This window comes from Gloeocapsopsis crepidinum LEGE 06123 (genome assembly GCF_015207655.1).
Lineage (GTDB): Bacteria > Cyanobacteriota > Cyanobacteriia > Cyanobacteriales > Chroococcidiopsidaceae > Gloeocapsopsis > Gloeocapsopsis crepidinum.
In genome coordinates this window covers 1-16,269 of record NZ_JADEWN010000028.1, presented here as the reverse complement: position 1 = coordinate 16,269, position 16,269 = coordinate 1, and the positions used below count along the sequence as shown (strand labels likewise).

Below are 16,269 nucleotides of genomic sequence, written 5' to 3'. Positions count from 1 at the left end.
CAGGTAAAGTCTTGAAAGTTTTACATTAAGCTGATCTATAGCGATCGCACTTTACCTTCACAATTCTCTACCTATTTAGGGTTTAAGAAACAAGCAAGTATCCTTTACCTTAAGTTAATATACTCACTCTTAGGAGGTGCGTGATGCCGATACCAAAGAGAAATGATGATGAAATTAATGAAGTTGATGTTGACGCGGGAACTCTCCTTGTTGTTGTGTGTGCATTAATTTTTGTACCCCTTTTGCTTGTTGGTTTTTTCTCCCAATAACCTTGTAGAAATTTGAGACCGACAAACAATGAGATACAGGCGAGGATTGTTTTACGCCTGTATTTAACCTGCCAATCTTAGTTTGGTAAAACTTGCCGTAAAGCACCCAAAAGGGGATCGACACTCTCTTTGCGGCTATTAAAGCCCATCAGTCCTACGCGCCAGACTTTACCAGCTAATTCGCCCAAACCGCCGCCAATTTCGATATTGTAGTCATTGAGTAACTGTCGAGCAACTGCCTTACCGTCAACACCTTCAGGAATACACACAGTCGTGAGAGTTGGTAGCCGAAACTCGCGTTCAACGTGTAGTTTCAGTCCCAGATCTTCTAATCCTTCCCAGAGGTACTCAACATTTTTTTGATGACGCTGCCAACAGTTTGCTAATCCTTCTTCTGCAACTAAACGCAAAGCCTCTCGCAGCGCATAGTACAAATTAATCGGTGCTGTATGATGATAAACGCGTTCTTGACCCCAATACTTACCCAACAAGGTCATATCAAGATACCAGTTTGCTACCTTACATTGGCACTGCTGTAACTTCTCCATTGCCCTAGCACTCATTGTAAAAGGTGACGCCCCTGGCGGACATCCTAAACCTTTCTGACTACAACTATAGGCAAGGTCAACGCCCCAAGCGTCTAAGAATATAGGAACACCACCAAGGCTAGTTACTGTATCTACAAGCAATAAACAGTCAAACTCTCGACACAACTCGCCTACTCCTTCTAAAGGTTGCCTCGCACCAGTAGACGTTTCTGCATGAACCAATGCTAGAATTGCTGGACGATGGGTTTCTAGGGCAATTTGCAATTCTTCTAGAGAGAAAACTTGCCCCCAAGGTTTGGTTATAGTGCGAACTTCTGCACCATAGCGCCCAGCCATATCTACCAAACGATTGCCGAAATAACCACTGACACCCACTAAAACGACATCACCAGGTTCTACTGAATTTGCAATTGTCGCCTCCATTGCAGCAGTTCCTGTTCCACTAACTGCAATTGTCATTGAGTTTTCTGTTTGCCACACATAGCGCAGTAGCGACTGAATTTCATCCATAAGTTTCAGAAAAGTGGGATCGAGATGTCCTACTGGCGGTCTATTCATCGCTTGTAATACATCAGGATGCGCGTTTGATGGTCCTGGTCCTAGCAGCAAGCGATTGGGCATTTCTAATGGTGTGAGTTGCAGGCGCTGCTTATCATTGATTGAAATGGTTGAAGTCATTATTTGGTATCACGCTATACTGCAATTAATTTAAGCGATAAATAAAAGTCTAAGCCGAGCAGGAAGCAAAATGTTATATCATCGGCTACTTACTCATCTGATTGTCAGTAGTGATTAGCTGGTAAACGAGACAATATTAATTATCATTAATGAGACAAGGCGATCGCTTCTCCTTGACTAAATCATCACTCCTTGACCAACTTGTTCGCGCTTATGTGGTTCTAGAAGATTGATATCAGGACCGCAGGGAATAATCCCACCTGGATTAAGGGGAAATAAATTACCATAGTAGTCGTGTTTAACTGCATCTAAATTGCAAGTTTCAGCAACACCTGGTAGCTGATACAAGTCGCGCAAGTAAGCTCCTAAATTTTGATAATCTTGAATTTGGCGACGGTTACACTTAAATAAACCGTAGTAAACGACATCAAAGCGAAACAAGGTTGTAAATAGGCGTATATCTGCAAGTGTTAAGTTGCTACCACAAAGATATCGACTTGAGCTTAATGCGGTATCAATTTCATCTAGGGTGACAAATAACTCATTACAAGCTTGTTCGTACGCTTCCTGCGTCTGTGCAAAACCACAACGATAGACACCGTTATTGACCGTGTGATAAATCTTCTCGTTCCACCAATCGATTTTCTCACGGAGTTTTTCAGGGTAAAGATCGAGGGTAGAGTGCTTCGCAAACTGATTAAATTCTGAGTTCAGCATCACGATAATCTCAGAACTCTCATTATTAACTATGGTATTTGTCTGTTTATCCCACAACACAGGTACAGTAGAACGCCCACTGTATCCAGGTTTTGCTAGCTGATATACTTGTGCAAGTGTTCGACAGCCATTTTCTTCTTGGTCTAGAATCCAACCACCTTCAAGTGGCGAAGGAGACACAGTAGATACTGATATTGCCTCTTCAAGTCCTTTCAACGCCCGTACAACAAGCGTTCGATGTGCCCAAGGACAACTTAGCCCAACATAGAGTTGATAGCGCCCTGAGAAAGGTTGATAAGAATTTCCTTCTGCAGTACTGACAACGTTGCGAAACTCACTGCTAGGACGAATGTATGCACCTGATTGATTGCGTGGTGCTAGCTTTGACATCATGATCTGCCAAAGACTTGTCCAAACGAATTTTCCTAACCAAACGATCCACTTTGATGGTAGTTTACCCCGCTTTGTGGCAATCGCCTTCTTAATTTTATCTTCTGTAGAGGACATGGTAGGCTGTGACATAACACTCACTTCCACTAACGTAGGAAGAATTAATCTAACAGTGCAGCAGCGTGATGACGGATATGGTCTTCTATAAAAGTAGCAATAAAGTAGTAACTATGGTCGTAACCAGCTTGCATCCGTAAGTTTAGCGGTTGATTAGCCTTGGTACACGCTTGCTCAAATAACTCCGGTTTGAGTTGCTCGACTAAAAATTTATCAGCAGTTCCTTGATCGATCAGTATCGGATGTTGATAGTTTGCATTCAGTACTAATTCACTGGCATCATAAGTCCGCCAGCTTTCTCGATCTGTACCCAAATAATGCGAAAAAGCTTTCTCACCCCACGGACAGCACATCGGTGCAACAATTGGCGCAAACGCAGAAACAGATTTGTATTGATTCGGGTTACGTAACGCACATACTAGCGCCCCATGTCCGCCCATTGAATGACCAAAAATTCCTTGCTTTTCTGATTGTACTGAGAAGTTCTCGGCAATGATTGCAGGTAACTCGCGCACTACGTAACTGTACATTTGGTAATGCGATCGCCACGGTACTTCTGTTGCATCCACATAAAAACCTGCACCTGTACCCAAGTCCCAGTCCTCATCTTCTCCTGCAATTCCTGTATTCCTTGGGCTAGTATCTGGCACAACTAACATTAATCCATACTCAGCTGCATAGCGCTGTGCCCCTGCTTTTGTGATAAAGTTTTCTTCGCTACAAGTTAAACCTGAAAGAAAGTACAATACCGGAACTCGCTGTGATTTTACTTGCGGCGGTTGGTACACAGCAAAACGCATTTCAATGTGACATGTTTCTGACTGATGGCTATAAAAACCAACAGTTCCATCAAAACAGCGATATTCAGTTAATTTGAGCAATGCAGGCATAAATAAAATTGGTACGATGCAACTAACTACTTAACCCATTACAGCAGAGATTCTACTCGTAACTTAGGTTTGACTATACCAATCCGACGAGTGGGCGCATAACAGTGTCAAATTTCCCCTGCTGTAAGCCTTGTTGCACTCCTTCTTGAAGAATTTCCTGATATATTGGGGACTCTCGCATAAGATCGTCTCTCAAATACTGTTGAATCAAGTTCCGATCAAATTTCAAGCTTGCCAATACCTCAACACAAGCTGAAATGTTACGCTGCTCCTCTATTTAGAGAATTTGTTGGTAATCTGGTAAAAAATACAAAGCGTCCGAACGGATAGGATCGAGTTTTAATTCCGTCGGCAGAAGTGAAACACTAGGTGTATTAATATTTAATAACCAGCTTGCAGTTGAGGCATATTCAGTTGTTAGGTAGCGGCAGATGTTATCGTAAGCCAAGGAAGTCGAATAGTCTTTATATCGCAGCCGTTCTGATTTTAGACTGAGAAGCGATCGCCTTCCTCTTTATCTAGAAAAATCTCGCTCTATTAAAATTCCTTCTTTTTAGTAATTTTAATAGCGACGTCCTCCCCGCTTGCGCTGTTTGTGCTTGGCAAGTTCTTTGCGCTTGCGTTTTTCAATCGGTGTTTCAAAGTGGCGGTGTTTCCGCATATCTGGAAAAATCCCAGCTTTGGAGACTTGTCGTTTAAAGCGGCGCAAGGCTGACTCAATTCCTTCATTTTCGCCCAGAATTATTTGGGTCATTCTCTCTCCGAATTTAATTGACAGTGAAGTGACTGTTGAATAACAAAAATTAAAAAAGGCAGACTCTTTGTCTGCCCCTAAGACTTTAGAGTTAAGTTCTTTGTCGCAAAGCTTAATAGCGGCGAGAGTATCCGCCACCACCGTTTCCTCGTCTTCCACCACCAGAAGATCTATCTTCTCTTGGCTTAGCTTTATTTACTTTTAAGTTACGTCCCATCCACTCAGCACCATCAAGGGCTTCAATCGCCGCAGTTTCTTCGGCTTCTGTTCCCATTTCTACAAAAGCGAATCCTCGTACTCGCCCTGTTTCTCGGTCTGTAGGTAGTTGTACGCTTTTGACGTCTCCATACTCTAGGAAAACTTGTTTGAGGTCATCTTGCTCTACCTCATAGGATAAATTACCGACGTAAATTGACATAAAAGTCTCCAGAATCGTAGGTGTAGAAGTTAGATTCGGAGAGAGTTCTGTAGTATGAAAACAAAAAACTGCACAACCGAATGTAATCTGTAATTGACACTTTAACACAAGTCACGGGGTTGTGTTACTCAAGATGAGCAAATAACAGATTTAATTAAAGTTTGCTTTTCTCAGGCTATGTATTCAAGCATCTTTGCAGAGTGACAGATACTAAATTGCTGGCGTGGTTGCCAATAAGCTCTAGTTGATGCTAGTTTTAGCTTGATAAGAGACACTAATACCAGATTTCAGTTTTAGAAATCTAAGCAGCCTCTAAAACCTAGTTTACCATAAGTGTCTTTGATGTAAAATAGTAAACAATTAATTAAAAGGATGCCAGCATTGAGTGACACTTACTCGACCAATATTCAGCACATTCTTAGTGATGCACTAACGTCCGCTGGCATAGAACATATACAGAACCATTGTCTTGATGGTTACTATTTTAACTTTGCTTTTCCTGGTCATAAGTTGATCGTTGAAGTTGATAGTAATAAGTACAGTGGCAATTTGTACAAAAAAGCTGAGCAGAAAGCCGACGATCAACAGCGAGATGCTCGCCTTAATCAACTTGGCTATCAAGTCATACGCTACTCTAACCAGGCAGTAAAGAATAGTACCAAAGGGGTAGTTCTAAGCATCCAGCGTCATTTGTTAGCTTGTTAAGGTCAAAAAAAATATTTATGGCAGTTTGCAGGAATAATAAATATTCCTCCTCATATCACTGTTTGGCGTTGCTGATTGTGAAATGATTTTTGCTTTGTTAGCTGAGTGCAGCAACACGGAACGAAGCATTTGTTGAGATTCTTCATTACACTCAGAATGACTTGTCAAACCCGATTGAGCAATGCTAGAAGCATGATGTAATATCTCAACTGCCAGTATAATCTATCAACAGAAGCGGCTAAAGCTTTGATTTTTCCAGATTTAATTCTTGATGGGCGATCCCTACCTAGTAAGAAAATAGTTTCAATCGCAACAGGTACTTCTGGAGAAAACTGCAATTACATTGACTTAGAGCCGCAATATAGAATACCTAAACTAGCATTCATTATTACACAGAAGGTCTTTGATTCCACAATTTGACTCTCCTACGATGCATTTAGAAAAACAACCCAAATTCAATTCAGGGTTACTTCTGAAAGCAAAATAAGGAGCGTACCAAAATGTTTACCGATCAACTGACTGCATTTGACGCTTTAGCTCTGAACTCTCTGCCCAATAACCTAGTTGACGATCTCAGCGATGATATCGTTAGTAATTTGCAGCTATCCACTGATGTCCTAACTACATCACCACAGCTATTATCCTCACTTAAGGAGTCACTTTCGCCCTCTGAGGTTCTTGTTTCAGAAACGGTAACTGATACTCAACTAGATGTACTGGAAGTCATAGATGCTCCTATCGAGGATCTAGCTGTATTTGACTTTAATCAACCCAGTTTAGGTGATGTAGCAACGAACACGAGGGTGAGTTTAGGCGGATTGTATGACGATCCCATTGAATACGGCGATCCATTCAGCGATGCCGACTACTGGCGACAACAGCAGGGCGCTAATTCGTGTGCAGTTGTTGCTCAAATCTGCGTCTATGAGTCATTAACGGGCTACCGCATTTCTGAAGATGACGCAAGCAACTATGCTTACCAGCAGGGATGGTTTGATCCTAATACTGGTACCTCGCTAGTACATGTTGGCAAAGTGCTTAATACCTTGGGTATCGACACCTATCAACCGTATGATGCATCTCTTGATACCTTGGCAGATGCTTTAGTAAGGGGAGACAAGCCAATTGTCGGGCTAGATGGCAATGAAATTTGGAACCCTCAATATGACTGGTATGGCAACCCTATAGAGCAATCTAATGCAGGACATGCTGTTTGGGTGACGGGAATTGACCTCGAACACGACGGCTCAGTTAACATCATCCTTAATGACAGTGGACATTCAGGTGGGATGACATCAGTTGTTGATGCATACGACTTCATACATGCATGGGAGGACTACGGCAACTTCGTATCGATTGCGGATAATCCTTTTACTTAATTGCCTGCTACAAGCGTTCTTGTGCGTTGCTACCAATCATATCAAGTACTAAATCTGATTCACTATTTTACCTGTACCTCAGTTGATTCTACACTGATGTGGCTTGTTATTGATCTACATAAGCTTGTCTTTCTCTAAGCTTTGTTAAGCCGTTCAATTTTTATTCAGTGCGATCGCAAATTTGCTCAGATACGTTGCTGCTAACTTCATAGCTAAAACGTGACAACACTACGTATCGATTCACCTTTGTGCATCAAATCAAAAGCCTCATTAATGCGCTCTAAAGGCATAGTGTGAGTAATCAAATCATCAATATTGATTTTGCCTTCCATATACCAATCGACAATTCTGGGTACATCAGTGCGTCCTCTAGCACCACCAAACGCAGAACCTTTCCAAACCCGTCCGGTTACGAGTTGAAAAGGGCGGGTGCAAATTTCTTGACCAGCAGCAGCAACACCAATAATGACACTGACACCCCATCCTTTGTGACAGCATTCTAGTGCTTGACGCATAACATTAACGTTGCCGATACATTCAAAGGTATAATCAGCACCGCCTTTTGTTAAATCAACTAAGTAAGGCACTAGATCGCCTTCGACTTCTTTGGGATTGACAAAGTGTGTCATGCCAAATTTTTCAGCTAATGCTCGCTTGCTAGGATTAATATCCACCCCAACAATCATTTCGGCTCCTACCATGCGAGCGCCTTGAATTACATTTAAACCAATACCACCTAATCCGAAAACGATGACTTTTGCCCCTGGTTCAACTTTGGCAGTGTAAATCACTGCTCCGATACCTGTTGTGACCCCGCAGCCGATGTAACACACTTTATCGAAGGGAGCATCTTCACGAATCTTAGCGACAGCAATTTCTGGCAAAACTGTATAATTAGCAAAAGTGGAGGTTCCCATGTAGTGGTAGAGCATCGTGCCATCAAGCGAAAAGCGGCTTGTGCCATCTGGCATCACACCACGCCCTTGAGTTGAGCGAATAGCTTGACAAAGATTTGTTTTGCGACTGAGACAATATTCACACTGACGGCATTCTGGAGTGTAAAGCGGAATAACGCGATCGCCTACTTTGAGACTTTTGACTCCAGAACCGACTTCAACAACAACACCTGCACCTTCATGCCCTAAAATTGCCGGAAACAAACCTTCGGGATCTGTGCCAGAAAGGGTAAAAGCATCAGTGTGGCACACTCCAGTTGCCTTGATTTCGACTAAGACTTCTCCTGTTTGTGGTCCTTCTAGTTGCACCGTCTCAATTGTCAATGGTTGTCCTGCGTCCCAAGCAACTGCTGCTTTAACGTCCATACATGTTTTACCTTCTATATCTTGCCAACAGCTGAAAATTCTCTATTTATACCCTAACTCTTAGCGATCAGCTTCTACATTATGCAAGATAGGCAACTCGATGGTATGATGATAGATTGTGTCGAATTAACAAAAAACTCATGCCAAAACTCAAAACCCGAAAAGCAGCGGCAAAAAGATTCCGCGCTACCGGAAGTGGCAAAATAGTCCGCCGTAAAGCGTTCAAAAACCACTTACTACAGCATAAATCTTCTGCACGTAAACGTCGCTTGTCCCAAATGGAAGTTGTTGACGAACGTGACGAACAAAACGTTCGCTTTATGTTGCCCTATTTGTAATTTGCTAGGAAAAAACGATGACACGAGTCAAACGCGGTAATGTTGCGCGCAAGCGTCGTAAAAAAATTCTCAAACTAGCCAAAGGTTTTCGCGGCTCGCACTCAACTTTATTTCGCACTGCAAATCAGCAAGTGATGAAAGCATTACGTAGTGCTTATCGCGATCGCAAAAAACGCAAGCGTGATTTTCGTCGGTTGTGGATTACTCGCATCAACGCTGCGGCAAGACAGCATGATATGAGCTATAGCCAACTGATCGGAAACTTGAAAAAAGCCAACATTCAACTCAATCGCAAAATGTTGGCACAAATGGCAGTTCTCGATCCAGCAAGCTTTGGTAAAGTCGCAGAAATGGCAAACCAAGCACGGGGATGAAGGTAAAACGTCAGCTTCTGCTGATTATTTGTTCCTTTCTTCTAGCTAGCATGAATATCACAGGTATAGTCAGCGATCGCTGGGGCAATTTTCCATTTGCGATTGCGCCTAGCGCAGCGCCTCAGGCGATCGCCGCTCATGCTGCTGATTTACCAGAAATTAAACAACGCGGTTATCTGCTAGTTGCTGTTAAAGACAATTTACGTCCACTTGGCTATCGTGACGCCCAAGGAAACCTGCAAGGGCTAGAGATTGAACTGGCAAGACGTCTAGCTCAAGACTTGCTAGGTAGTGATAATGCTATTCGCTTTCAAGCTGTTGCCAACCGCGATCGCCTAGCAGTCGTTCTAGATAATCAAGTCGACTTCACCATAGCTAACGTTACGGTGACAGAGTCTCGCGCTCGATTGATCAGTTTTAGTCTTCCTTACTACTTTAACGGAACTGCAATTATTACCAAAGATTCTTCAGCACAGAACCTCAGCGATTTTGCTACTAGAAGAATAGCCGTTTTGAAAGGTTCGAGTACCATTCCCACAGTTCGTTATCTCATCCCGTCAGCGCAGTTAATCGGGGTTAATTCTTACACGCAAGCATACTCTCTTTTAGAAGCAAATGCCACCGATGCCTTTGCTGCTGATGCAAGTGTTCTAAGTGGCTGGGTACAAGAATATCCACAATATCAATTGCTACCAACGTTACTATCTGCAGAACCACTAGCAGTCGTCATGCCAAAAGGATTGCAATATAATGCTTTGCGACAACAAGTAAACGCTGCGATCGCTCGTTACTTATCTGAAGGATGGTTACAACAACGTGCCCGCTATTGGGGCTTACCAGTTAACCAAACTCGATCCGAAAATTAAATAGTTAAAAACTATTACTGTTTCACCTTTATTATTCAGCTAAACATATTAGAAGTGAAGTAGACATCTTGCTTATACTCAACAGTTATCTCACATCTTAATTAAGTTGGCTTGCTTATCTTGACTTACCTCTAGCCCTAGTCTCCTATCTCTTTGATAATAAAAATAGAACAAAAACACTTAATTTCTGTATCTACAGACAATGGATAACTCTTTAGCTATTGTTTATCTTGCTATCTTGCTGGTACTACTATCAGCAGCTGGTTTTACTATTTTCCGTCAGATCTTTAAAACCCGCAAAACAGAAAATGCACTCTCGCGGCTTCAAAAAAAGCTCAACAAAGAAAAAGGAACAACTCAAGAGTATTATGAGTTGGCAAGCATTTATCTAGACAAGAAAGTGCATGCTCAAGCCATCTCACTGTTTCAAAAAGCCCTAAAAACAGCGGAACTAGAAGCTGAGGAAAATGTTGCTCCCATATACAATGGGTTAGGTTATGCTTACTTTGCCCAAGAACAGTACGACTTGGCCATTCGCAATTACAAAGAAGCCTTAAAATATCAACCTCAGTACATCACTGCACTGAATAATTTAGGTCATGCTTACGAACGCAAAAGTTTGACAGCTCAAGCTCTACAAACCTACGAGCAAGCGCTAGAACTTGAACCCAATAATTCCACTGCTAAGCGCAGATCTGAAAAGCTGCGTAGAAGATTAGTAACTTCGTAACGAGAGGGGTGAGGGGTGAGGGGTTAGTTACTAGTGGCTAGTAATTAGTTTTGAATTTTGAATTTTGAGTGTTGAATTAAATTTTCTTAAACTCAACACTCAAAACTGAGAACTCATAACTCTCTTGAACTCAACACTTCACGACTTCTAGTCTCCCCAGCTCCCCCAGCTTCTCCCAGTTACCTAAGCTTCCTTGTTTAGAAAAGCCTGAATTTGTCTAATTGCTGCAGGAGCAATATTAAAAAGTGCCCAACTTGCTGCAGCAATGACAGGAAGCAACACGAAAGCAACACGCATATCAATGTCCATATCTTTACCCCTTGAAAGTAGAAATTAAAGATTTTTGAATTGTTCTCATCTTTTATTGTTAGCCGAAACTGGCAAAATTTCTAGAGCTCTCTAACTTTTAATCTTAGAAAGTTGTAACTCAGAAATTATGAAGTCTATTTAAGGAATTGCTGTTGTGATTTGAGGGTATGTTGCAGCGATCGCTATGGCGTAAATCCTAAATCAGTACCTTTGCCTGCATGAACTAGGGCTAACTTCTCGTAGCGGCGAGCGTGAGTAATTAATTCAGCAGCTTCTGTCTGTGAAACTTCACGGATGCATTTGCCAGGAACTCCGACAACAAGCGATCGCGGTGGAACATTTTTATTCACAACTGCACCAGCACCAATAATGCTTCCAGTTCCTATTCTGACTCCATCCAAGATCACTGCGCCAATACCAATTAAGCTACCTCGTTCAATATATGCTGAATGTACAACTGCTCGGTGTCCCACGGTGACATGATCCTCCAAGATTGTGGGCTTACCAGGATCGCCATGCAGAATTGCCCCATCTTGAATATTTGTGTACTCACCAATCTCAATTCGCTCGACATCACCACGAATTACAGCACCATACCAAACGTTTACTCCGGCTGCGATTGTGACTTTGCCGATAACTGTAGCATTAGCAGCAACAAAAGCAGCAGCAGAAAGGTCAGGATTGCTCCAATAGGATATAACAGACACAGTAGAATAGATATTGTTCTTAAATTCAACCAAAATTTAGCCACATTTGTGACAAAAGAATAAAAATTTGGTTGTCTTATGAGCATATCATGGTGTAAAAACCGATAGAAAGACAGTGCAAGCAAAAAAGTATGACTGCTTTTTGAAGCAAAAATGTCACAATAAAACTACCGGCGCTGGTGTACAGAGAATAATGCTGCTTCGCTCTAAATGATCAACCCAGGCTTACAGTACCCAATTTTTGGTCCCGAAATTCAGTGTCCTCATTGTCGCCAGACGATTCCGGCACTGACTTTGACCGATACATATCTGTGTCCGCGCCACGGCGCTTTTGAAGCAGAACCAAAAACAGGCGAACTTGTTCATCTCCAATCAGGGCGTCACTGGCGACGTTGGAATAGTGAGTGGTATCGGCAACATACGCATCCTGATGGAATTCGGTTTGAAATTCATGAAGCACTCGATCGTCTCTATACTCAAGGATATCGAGCAACTCGCGTGATTATTGCCCGCCGCTATCAAGAATTGATTAGTGGCTATTTAGAACGAAGTACGCCCTGGCGAGGACAATCAGATACTGCTAAACCTCGACTTTATGGTTTGCCTGTGGAATTTAGCCCCGATCCACAAGAAGAACCATGCTGGGAAGTGATTAATTTTGACTTGGAAAAAGAACCTGGTGTCCCTGTACGGTATCCTTATTTTCGATTATTTGAGTAGAATTTTGCAGCAAGACGCCAATGCATCACGCTTCAATTCGGACTGCTGATATTCATCGCGCGATCGCTTTCTACGAACTCTTGGGATTTACAGTTTGCGATCGCTTTACAACAGGCTACACATTAGCTTGCTGGATGGAAGGACTCGGCGGCAGAATTGAACTGATACAGATTCCCCAACCACGCCCTGCACCGGATGCTTTTAATGATGAGCATTATGTCGGGTATTACCATTTATCGTTTGATCTCAGTGCTGTAACGAATGATCTACCTGACTGGTTAACAGCTTTGAAACACCGTTTTACCGAAGCCCAGCAATCACAACCAGAACAATACCAAGCTTTAAAAGTCCTTTTAGAACCAACTCAACAGCAAATCGGCGATCGCTGTTACGAAGTCACTTTTATTGCTGATGCAGATGGACTTCCTTTAGAATTCATCCGAGTTTATGACTGAGGTTACTGTTGTTGGGCACGATAAGTGTAAAAATTGTTGAAAACTCCCACAGTTTCAAATTGGTAAGATGGAAGTAATGGATTTAATGATAAATCTGTGCGGTAGATACTAAAAAAAACAAAATTTTGCTGCTGTGTTGCTTGTGTAATAATTAACCGCATTTGAGCTTGACTCGAATCGACAATCTTAGCGCAGTTGCGTTGTAAAATATTCCCGAAAACCTCTGGCACTTGAGGACATACGTCACTTTTTAAGTATTCTGTCAACCTTTGTACTGCATATACTTCGTAAGCAGGCAAGCTGGGGTTAGTAACAGCCATTGTGATTCCTATACCTGCAAGGGCTGCAACTCCAACATAAGTGATAATATGCGAATTTTTCATATTTTCTGTTTGATCAATCAAGCTATAAATAAAAAGTGGTATAATCAATAATGCGATGGCGAGCGTAGCCAAGTGGTTAAGGCAGAGGATTGTGGTTCCTCCATTCGTGGGTTCGAGTCCCATCGTTCGCCCTTATTTTGTACAAGCTATAGCTTTTGTCTCTCAGGACATAGTAATGTTCCTGAAACTTTATAAACGCAGTCAGGCTTAACTTCGACTATGTAACTAGTAAAAAACGGTAAAAGGTAATAGGTAAAAGCAACCAGTAATTATTAGGCGTGTAATTGCGAGTCAAAGAAATTAGGAAGAACTGCGATCGCTGTGCTAAATCTCAAACTAACTCAGCAGCGAACAATAAAAGTTTACTTAATCTTAAGCCCGATTCATCACCTGCAATGTAGCTTGCAGTTTAACAAGGTAAATCAATGACCAATTACCCTTTACCAACTCACCGATAGTTTGTTTTTTACCGAAAATACTATTTTCCCATGTTTCGTTTTAACTGGTCTAACTCCTCTTGAGTTTCCCAGCGTTGGAAAGTCGCTTCGAGATCGTCTGTTCCCTGCGATCGCGCACGACGATTCCAACCTTCAGTTTCCCAAAGTTGCTGTGCTTGATAATTAGCACGATTTGTTTGTGCTTCTGTTGCTTTACTTTGAACTTCTTGCCGTCTTTGTTGTATTTGCCGCAGTAATTCTTTTGCTTGGGTAATCCGTTCTTTTAAACCCTGCATATGCCCCCAACGCTGATTACCTTCTCGTAACAAAGCAGCTTCGCGTTCTTGTGCTGGTTGAGCGAGATCGAGTCTATTGGCAGCCTTAGCTTTTTCTACACGAACGTGCCACCGCTGAATTTCTTGAGCAGTTGCTAAAATTTCATCTTGTGCTCGTTTTTCTTGCAACTGCAAATCCGCAATCAACTTCAAAGTATCTTCTTCTTGTTCGCGTAATTGTTCTAAGAGCGCTTCTAGCTCTAAATGTGGATTATTACGCAAAAATTCTTCTAAGCGGTTTTCTAAAAAGCGGTTGAAATCGTCGAATAAGCCCACTATCAGAACTCCATTTATTGAGGGGTCAGGGGTCAGAGATTTAATATTAGAACGTTACAGTTTTGATTTCTCAATACCACTCTAGACCCTAACTGTATTGATTCACGAGGTTGGCATAGAAGTAACAGCATGAAATGCATACTGCTAATACAAGGGAAGAAGACCTTTCTTTATCCCTTGTATTTATTCTGATCCCTGACCTCCGATTCCTGACCCCTTTATAATTATTATTGACCTCCTCGTAGATTTTCTGCGCCTTGTGTGACTTGGGCAGATTCGATGCGATCGCCTTGCTGAATTTGATCGACAACGTCCATGCCATCAGTGACATAGCCGAAGACTGCATAGCTGCCGTCTAAAAATGGCAAATCAGCTAAAGCAAAGTAAAACTGCGAAGAAGCTGAATCTGGCTGCTGCGATCGCGCCATCGCTACAGCACCGCGTGTATGTCGCAACTGTGGTGCTGCTGAAAGACGAGTACTTTCAAGAGTTTGACCATAAATTGGCTCAGCTGCGCCTTCAGGTTTGATTTCTAAAGGAATAAAGCGTTCGCTACCTGTGTTGGGATCGACAAAACCACCAGTACCTAGTCGCTGTGGAGGAAAATTAGGGTTTTTACTTTGCGGATCGCCTCCTTGAACAACAAAAGGTTCTGGTTGGCGGACAACACGATGGAAAACAAGTCCGTCATATACACCCCTTTGCACAAGGTCAACAAAATTTCCCGCTGTTACTGGGGCATTTGTGCCATCAACTTCAATCGTAATTGGTGAACCATTAACTGTCATAACGACAGTGGCAGTTCCTTCTAATACAGGTGATTTCATTTGTGGACTACTCGTTTGAGCAGTAGGCGTAGTAGGAGATGTTGTTTGAGCTGGGGAAGTTGGTGAAGATACAGAAGCCTGATCTGGTGTGCATCCTCCTAACATCAACCCACCAAGAAACAACACAGCAATCAACAAGATTTGAATTTTTCGATGCATTATGCTAATCACTCACCCAGAGTGTTTCATCATCTCATTGCAAAACTTCCTGATTATAAACCTTCAAGCGGCACGCCCAAAAACTGAGCTAATTGTGCACCTTCTGTTTCCAACTTTTGCAGTGATAGCGGTTGTCCTACACGTGTCAGGGGTACATTTCTCCGTCCTTTGACTCGCAAATACAAAGCCCGACGCGGATTCAGACCTTCTTTAACATCTACTCGCACAGCTTGTACATCTTGAGTTGGAAATTCAATTTCAATTCTGCGGTTTTTTCCTAAAAATCCCCAGCGAAAAATATGAACTTTTTTAGCTTCTTTATTGAACTCGTTATAACCGCCGCCAACGTCTAAGATCACCACAGTCCAAAGATACAGCGCTAATAATAAGCCCACAACACCATAGAAAGTCATTGCCAAACCCTGGGGCACAAATGTAATTTCATTAGGTGTGGCAAAGGGAAGTAAATTGACGTTGAGATAGCTCGACAGCCCAGCAAGCAAAAAGCCGGTAGCACCTAGCGAAACAACAGTTGCCCACCAGTAGTTACTAAAGCGCCTTGAACCTAAAATTTTCTGATGAAGAACCTGAGAAGCAGAGCTACCTTGATTTGCAAAGTCACCCGTATTCTTTGTTGTTGATACAGTCATTGAATTACCCTGCGTAGGTTTCTAAAAAGTAAAAAAATGTTAAGCTATCTGATTTTGCCAAATTGTTTGAATGGCTGAGAAAACTTGTGTCAAAATGTAAAAATTCTGATATCTATTATATTAAGAAGCTAGCGCTAAAACCATAATTCCATATAGCTGGAGTGGTTACAGAGCGTGAATAATGTGATAAGTTAAGAAAGATTAAGAAACCATAGACTGGGTTACTAGAAAGTGGTATGGGCTATTTGACAAACCCTTTGAGGAAGCAGCAAACATCTGTTTGCCAGTATTTTCTCATAAATCTCCGCTGTCTGTTGCAGTAGAGAGTGTCAAAAATTTAATTCCTCAAAAGAGTTGCAATTTTAGTAAACCGCGAGGATTTTAGTTCAATGACAATAGCAGTAGGACAGCCAGCGAGTCGAGGATGGTTTGACGTCGTAGACGACTGGCTAAAAAGAGATCGCTTCGTATTCATCGGGTGGTCAGGAATATTGCTATTTCCCTGTGCATACATGG

Annotated in this window: 22 protein-coding genes, 1 tRNA gene and 1 pseudogene; 11 read left to right on the top strand and 13 right to left on the bottom strand. The window is 42.1% G+C overall.

Annotation, left to right across the window (positions count from 1 at the left end; genetic code table 11):
* The first annotated feature begins 143 nt into the window (after nucleotides 1-143).
* Nucleotides 144-269, top strand: a complete 126-nt coding sequence (locus tag IQ230_RS27365) for a hypothetical protein (RefSeq protein ID WP_265576209.1) — start codon at nucleotides 144-146, stop codon at nucleotides 267-269.
* Nucleotides 270-346: 77 nt separating this feature from the next.
* Here the strand turns inward: IQ230_RS27365 and IQ230_RS12655 are convergent, their stop codons facing one another.
* The 6 genes from IQ230_RS12655 to IQ230_RS12630 form a co-directional block, all read right to left on the bottom strand.
* Complete coding sequence (locus IQ230_RS12655) at nucleotides 347-1,495, bottom strand: alanine--glyoxylate aminotransferase family protein (RefSeq protein ID WP_193932340.1); 1,149 nt, start codon at nucleotides 1,493-1,495, stop codon at nucleotides 347-349.
* 177 nt (nucleotides 1,496-1,672) lie between these two features.
* Complete coding sequence (locus tag IQ230_RS12650) at nucleotides 1,673-2,719, bottom strand: glutathione S-transferase family protein (RefSeq protein WP_193932376.1); 1,047 nt, start codon at nucleotides 2,717-2,719, stop codon at nucleotides 1,673-1,675.
* A 44-nt stretch (nucleotides 2,720-2,763) separates the two neighbouring features.
* A complete protein-coding gene (gene fghA, locus IQ230_RS12645; RefSeq protein ID WP_322742400.1) occupies nucleotides 2,764-3,609 on the bottom strand; it encodes an S-formylglutathione hydrolase in 846 nt (281 codons plus the stop codon).
* Between the two features lie 277 nt (nucleotides 3,610-3,886).
* Entirely contained in the window at nucleotides 3,887-4,057 is a 171-nt protein-coding gene (locus IQ230_RS12640; protein WP_193932339.1) for a hypothetical protein, read from the bottom strand.
* 114 nt (nucleotides 4,058-4,171) lie between these two features.
* Nucleotides 4,172-4,363: a 30S ribosomal protein S21 gene (gene rpsU, locus IQ230_RS12635; RefSeq protein ID WP_099703639.1), complete on the bottom strand. Its 192-nt coding sequence runs from the start codon at nucleotides 4,361-4,363 to the stop codon at nucleotides 4,172-4,174.
* Between the two features lie 112 nt (nucleotides 4,364-4,475).
* Entirely contained in the window at nucleotides 4,476-4,781 is a 306-nt protein-coding gene (locus IQ230_RS12630) for an RNA recognition motif domain-containing protein (RefSeq protein WP_099703638.1), read from the bottom strand.
* A gap of 372 nt (nucleotides 4,782-5,153) precedes the next feature.
* Between IQ230_RS12630 and IQ230_RS12625 the strand changes: the two genes are divergently transcribed.
* Nucleotides 5,154-5,486: a DUF559 domain-containing protein gene (locus IQ230_RS12625; RefSeq protein WP_193932338.1), complete on the top strand. Its 333-nt coding sequence runs from the start codon at nucleotides 5,154-5,156 to the stop codon at nucleotides 5,484-5,486.
* 500 nt (nucleotides 5,487-5,986) lie between these two features.
* Nucleotides 5,987-6,865, top strand: coding sequence for a hypothetical protein (locus IQ230_RS12620; protein ID WP_193932337.1), 879 nt, complete (start codon nucleotides 5,987-5,989; stop codon nucleotides 6,863-6,865).
* A gap of 212 nt (nucleotides 6,866-7,077) precedes the next feature.
* On the opposite strand, the gene IQ230_RS12615 is transcribed toward IQ230_RS12620, so the two are convergent.
* Nucleotides 7,078-8,187: an S-(hydroxymethyl)glutathione dehydrogenase/class III alcohol dehydrogenase gene (locus IQ230_RS12615; RefSeq protein ID WP_193932336.1), complete on the bottom strand. Its 1,110-nt coding sequence runs from the start codon at nucleotides 8,185-8,187 to the stop codon at nucleotides 7,078-7,080.
* Nucleotides 8,188-8,327: 140 nt separating this feature from the next.
* Here IQ230_RS12615 and rpmI point away from each other — a divergent pair, with 140 nt between their 5' ends.
* The 4 genes from rpmI (at nucleotide 8,328) to IQ230_RS12595 (ending at nucleotide 10,495) form a co-directional block, all read left to right on the top strand.
* Nucleotides 8,328-8,525 carry a 50S ribosomal protein L35 gene (rpmI, locus tag IQ230_RS12610; protein ID WP_099703635.1) on the top strand — a complete coding sequence of 66 codons (198 nt, stop codon included), beginning with the start codon at nucleotides 8,328-8,330 and terminating at the stop codon, nucleotides 8,523-8,525.
* Between the two features lie 17 nt (nucleotides 8,526-8,542).
* Nucleotides 8,543-8,899 (top strand): 50S ribosomal protein L20, encoded by a 357-nt coding sequence (gene rplT / locus IQ230_RS12605; RefSeq protein ID WP_099703634.1) that lies wholly within the window; start codon nucleotides 8,543-8,545, stop codon nucleotides 8,897-8,899.
* 50 nt (nucleotides 8,900-8,949) lie between these two features.
* A complete protein-coding gene (locus tag IQ230_RS12600) occupies nucleotides 8,950-9,765 on the top strand; it encodes a transporter substrate-binding domain-containing protein (RefSeq protein WP_193932335.1) in 816 nt (271 codons plus the stop codon).
* Between the two features lie 202 nt (nucleotides 9,766-9,967).
* Nucleotides 9,968-10,495, top strand: a complete 528-nt coding sequence (locus IQ230_RS12595) for a tetratricopeptide repeat protein (protein ID WP_193932334.1) — start codon at nucleotides 9,968-9,970, stop codon at nucleotides 10,493-10,495.
* A gap of 183 nt (nucleotides 10,496-10,678) precedes the next feature.
* Here the strand turns inward: IQ230_RS12595 and IQ230_RS12590 are convergent, their stop codons facing one another.
* Together IQ230_RS12590 and IQ230_RS12585 are read right to left on the bottom strand one after the other, a co-directional pair.
* Complete coding sequence (locus IQ230_RS12590) at nucleotides 10,679-10,804, bottom strand: photosystem II protein Y (protein ID WP_099703632.1); 126 nt, start codon at nucleotides 10,802-10,804, stop codon at nucleotides 10,679-10,681.
* Nucleotides 10,805-10,986: 182 nt separating this feature from the next.
* Nucleotides 10,987-11,511: a gamma carbonic anhydrase family protein gene (locus IQ230_RS12585; RefSeq protein WP_193932333.1), complete on the bottom strand. Its 525-nt coding sequence runs from the start codon at nucleotides 11,509-11,511 to the stop codon at nucleotides 10,987-10,989.
* A gap of 210 nt (nucleotides 11,512-11,721) precedes the next feature.
* On the opposite strand from IQ230_RS12585, the gene IQ230_RS12580 reads away from it, so the two are divergent.
* Entirely contained in the window at nucleotides 11,722-12,231 is a 510-nt protein-coding gene (locus IQ230_RS12580; protein ID WP_193932332.1) for a TIGR02652 family protein, read from the top strand.
* A gap of 20 nt (nucleotides 12,232-12,251) precedes the next feature.
* Nucleotides 12,252-12,686 carry a VOC family protein gene (locus IQ230_RS12575; protein ID WP_193932331.1) on the top strand — a complete coding sequence of 145 codons (435 nt, stop codon included), beginning with the start codon at nucleotides 12,252-12,254 and terminating at the stop codon, nucleotides 12,684-12,686.
* Nucleotides 12,687-12,688: 2 nt separating this feature from the next.
* Here IQ230_RS12575 and IQ230_RS12570 read toward each other — a convergent pair whose 3' ends face one another.
* On the bottom strand, nucleotides 12,689-13,069 hold the full coding sequence (locus IQ230_RS12570; RefSeq protein ID WP_099703715.1) for a DUF4359 domain-containing protein: 381 nt from the start codon (nucleotides 13,067-13,069) through the stop codon (nucleotides 12,689-12,691).
* 58 nt (nucleotides 13,070-13,127) lie between these two features.
* On the opposite strand from IQ230_RS12570, the gene IQ230_RS12565 reads away from it, so the two are divergent.
* Nucleotides 13,128-13,200: transfer RNA gene (locus tag IQ230_RS12565), tRNA-His, on the top strand.
* Between the two features lie 347 nt (nucleotides 13,201-13,547).
* Here the strand turns inward: IQ230_RS12565 and IQ230_RS12560 are convergent.
* The 3 genes from IQ230_RS12560 to IQ230_RS12550 form a co-directional block, all read right to left on the bottom strand.
* Nucleotides 13,548-14,120 carry a TIGR04376 family protein gene (locus IQ230_RS12560; RefSeq protein WP_322742406.1) on the bottom strand — a complete coding sequence of 191 codons (573 nt, stop codon included), beginning with the start codon at nucleotides 14,118-14,120 and terminating at the stop codon, nucleotides 13,548-13,550.
* A gap of 224 nt (nucleotides 14,121-14,344) precedes the next feature.
* Nucleotides 14,345-15,103 (bottom strand): peptidylprolyl isomerase, encoded by a 759-nt coding sequence (locus tag IQ230_RS12555; RefSeq protein ID WP_193932329.1) that lies wholly within the window; start codon nucleotides 15,101-15,103, stop codon nucleotides 14,345-14,347.
* A gap of 53 nt (nucleotides 15,104-15,156) precedes the next feature.
* Complete coding sequence (locus IQ230_RS12550) at nucleotides 15,157-15,753, bottom strand: photosystem I assembly protein Ycf4 (protein WP_193932328.1); 597 nt, start codon at nucleotides 15,751-15,753, stop codon at nucleotides 15,157-15,159.
* Between the two features lie 389 nt (nucleotides 15,754-16,142).
* Here IQ230_RS12550 and IQ230_RS12545 point away from each other — a divergent pair.
* Nucleotides 16,143-16,269 (top strand): annotated as a pseudogene (locus IQ230_RS12545) (photosystem II D2 protein (photosystem q(a) protein)); the annotation flags it as partial.

What these genes read in the sequence shown, in the direction of transcription:
- IQ230_RS27365 (WP_265576209.1), top strand. Translation starts at nt 144, where the DNA reads ATGCCGATACCAAAGAGAAATGATGATGAAATTAATGAAGTTGATGTT.
- IQ230_RS12655 (WP_193932340.1), bottom strand. Translation starts at nt 1,495, where the DNA reads ATGACTTCAACCATTTCAATCAATGATAAGCAGCGCCTGCAACTCACA.
- IQ230_RS12650 (WP_193932376.1), bottom strand. Translation starts at nt 2,719, where the DNA reads ATGTCCTCTACAGAAGATAAAATTAAGAAGGCGATTGCCACAAAGCGG.
- fghA (WP_322742400.1), bottom strand. Translation starts at nt 3,609, where the DNA reads ATGCCTGCATTGCTCAAATTAACTGAATATCGCTGTTTTGATGGAACT.
- rpsU (WP_099703639.1), bottom strand. Translation starts at nt 4,363, where the DNA reads ATGACCCAAATAATTCTGGGCGAAAATGAAGGAATTGAGTCAGCCTTG.
- IQ230_RS12630 (WP_099703638.1), bottom strand. Translation starts at nt 4,781, where the DNA reads ATGTCAATTTACGTCGGTAATTTATCCTATGAGGTAGAGCAAGATGAC.
- IQ230_RS12625 (WP_193932338.1), top strand. Translation starts at nt 5,154, where the DNA reads ATGCCAGCATTGAGTGACACTTACTCGACCAATATTCAGCACATTCTT.
- IQ230_RS12620 (WP_193932337.1), top strand. Translation starts at nt 5,987, where the DNA reads ATGTTTACCGATCAACTGACTGCATTTGACGCTTTAGCTCTGAACTCT.
- IQ230_RS12615 (WP_193932336.1), bottom strand. Translation starts at nt 8,187, where the DNA reads ATGGACGTTAAAGCAGCAGTTGCTTGGGACGCAGGACAACCATTGACA.
- rpmI (WP_099703635.1), top strand. Translation starts at nt 8,328, where the DNA reads ATGCCAAAACTCAAAACCCGAAAAGCAGCGGCAAAAAGATTCCGCGCT.
- rplT (WP_099703634.1), top strand. Translation starts at nt 8,543, where the DNA reads ATGACACGAGTCAAACGCGGTAATGTTGCGCGCAAGCGTCGTAAAAAA.
- IQ230_RS12600 (WP_193932335.1), top strand. Translation starts at nt 8,950, where the DNA reads ATGAATATCACAGGTATAGTCAGCGATCGCTGGGGCAATTTTCCATTT.
- IQ230_RS12595 (WP_193932334.1), top strand. Translation starts at nt 9,968, where the DNA reads ATGGATAACTCTTTAGCTATTGTTTATCTTGCTATCTTGCTGGTACTA.
- IQ230_RS12590 (WP_099703632.1), bottom strand. Translation starts at nt 10,804, where the DNA reads ATGGACATTGATATGCGTGTTGCTTTCGTGTTGCTTCCTGTCATTGCT.
- IQ230_RS12580 (WP_193932332.1), top strand. Translation starts at nt 11,722, where the DNA reads ATGATCAACCCAGGCTTACAGTACCCAATTTTTGGTCCCGAAATTCAG.
- IQ230_RS12575 (WP_193932331.1), top strand. Translation starts at nt 12,252, where the DNA reads ATGCATCACGCTTCAATTCGGACTGCTGATATTCATCGCGCGATCGCT.
- IQ230_RS12570 (WP_099703715.1), bottom strand. Translation starts at nt 13,069, where the DNA reads ATGAAAAATTCGCATATTATCACTTATGTTGGAGTTGCAGCCCTTGCA.
- IQ230_RS12555 (WP_193932329.1), bottom strand. Translation starts at nt 15,103, where the DNA reads ATGCATCGAAAAATTCAAATCTTGTTGATTGCTGTGTTGTTTCTTGGT.
- IQ230_RS12550 (WP_193932328.1), bottom strand. Translation starts at nt 15,753, where the DNA reads ATGACTGTATCAACAACAAAGAATACGGGTGACTTTGCAAATCAAGGT.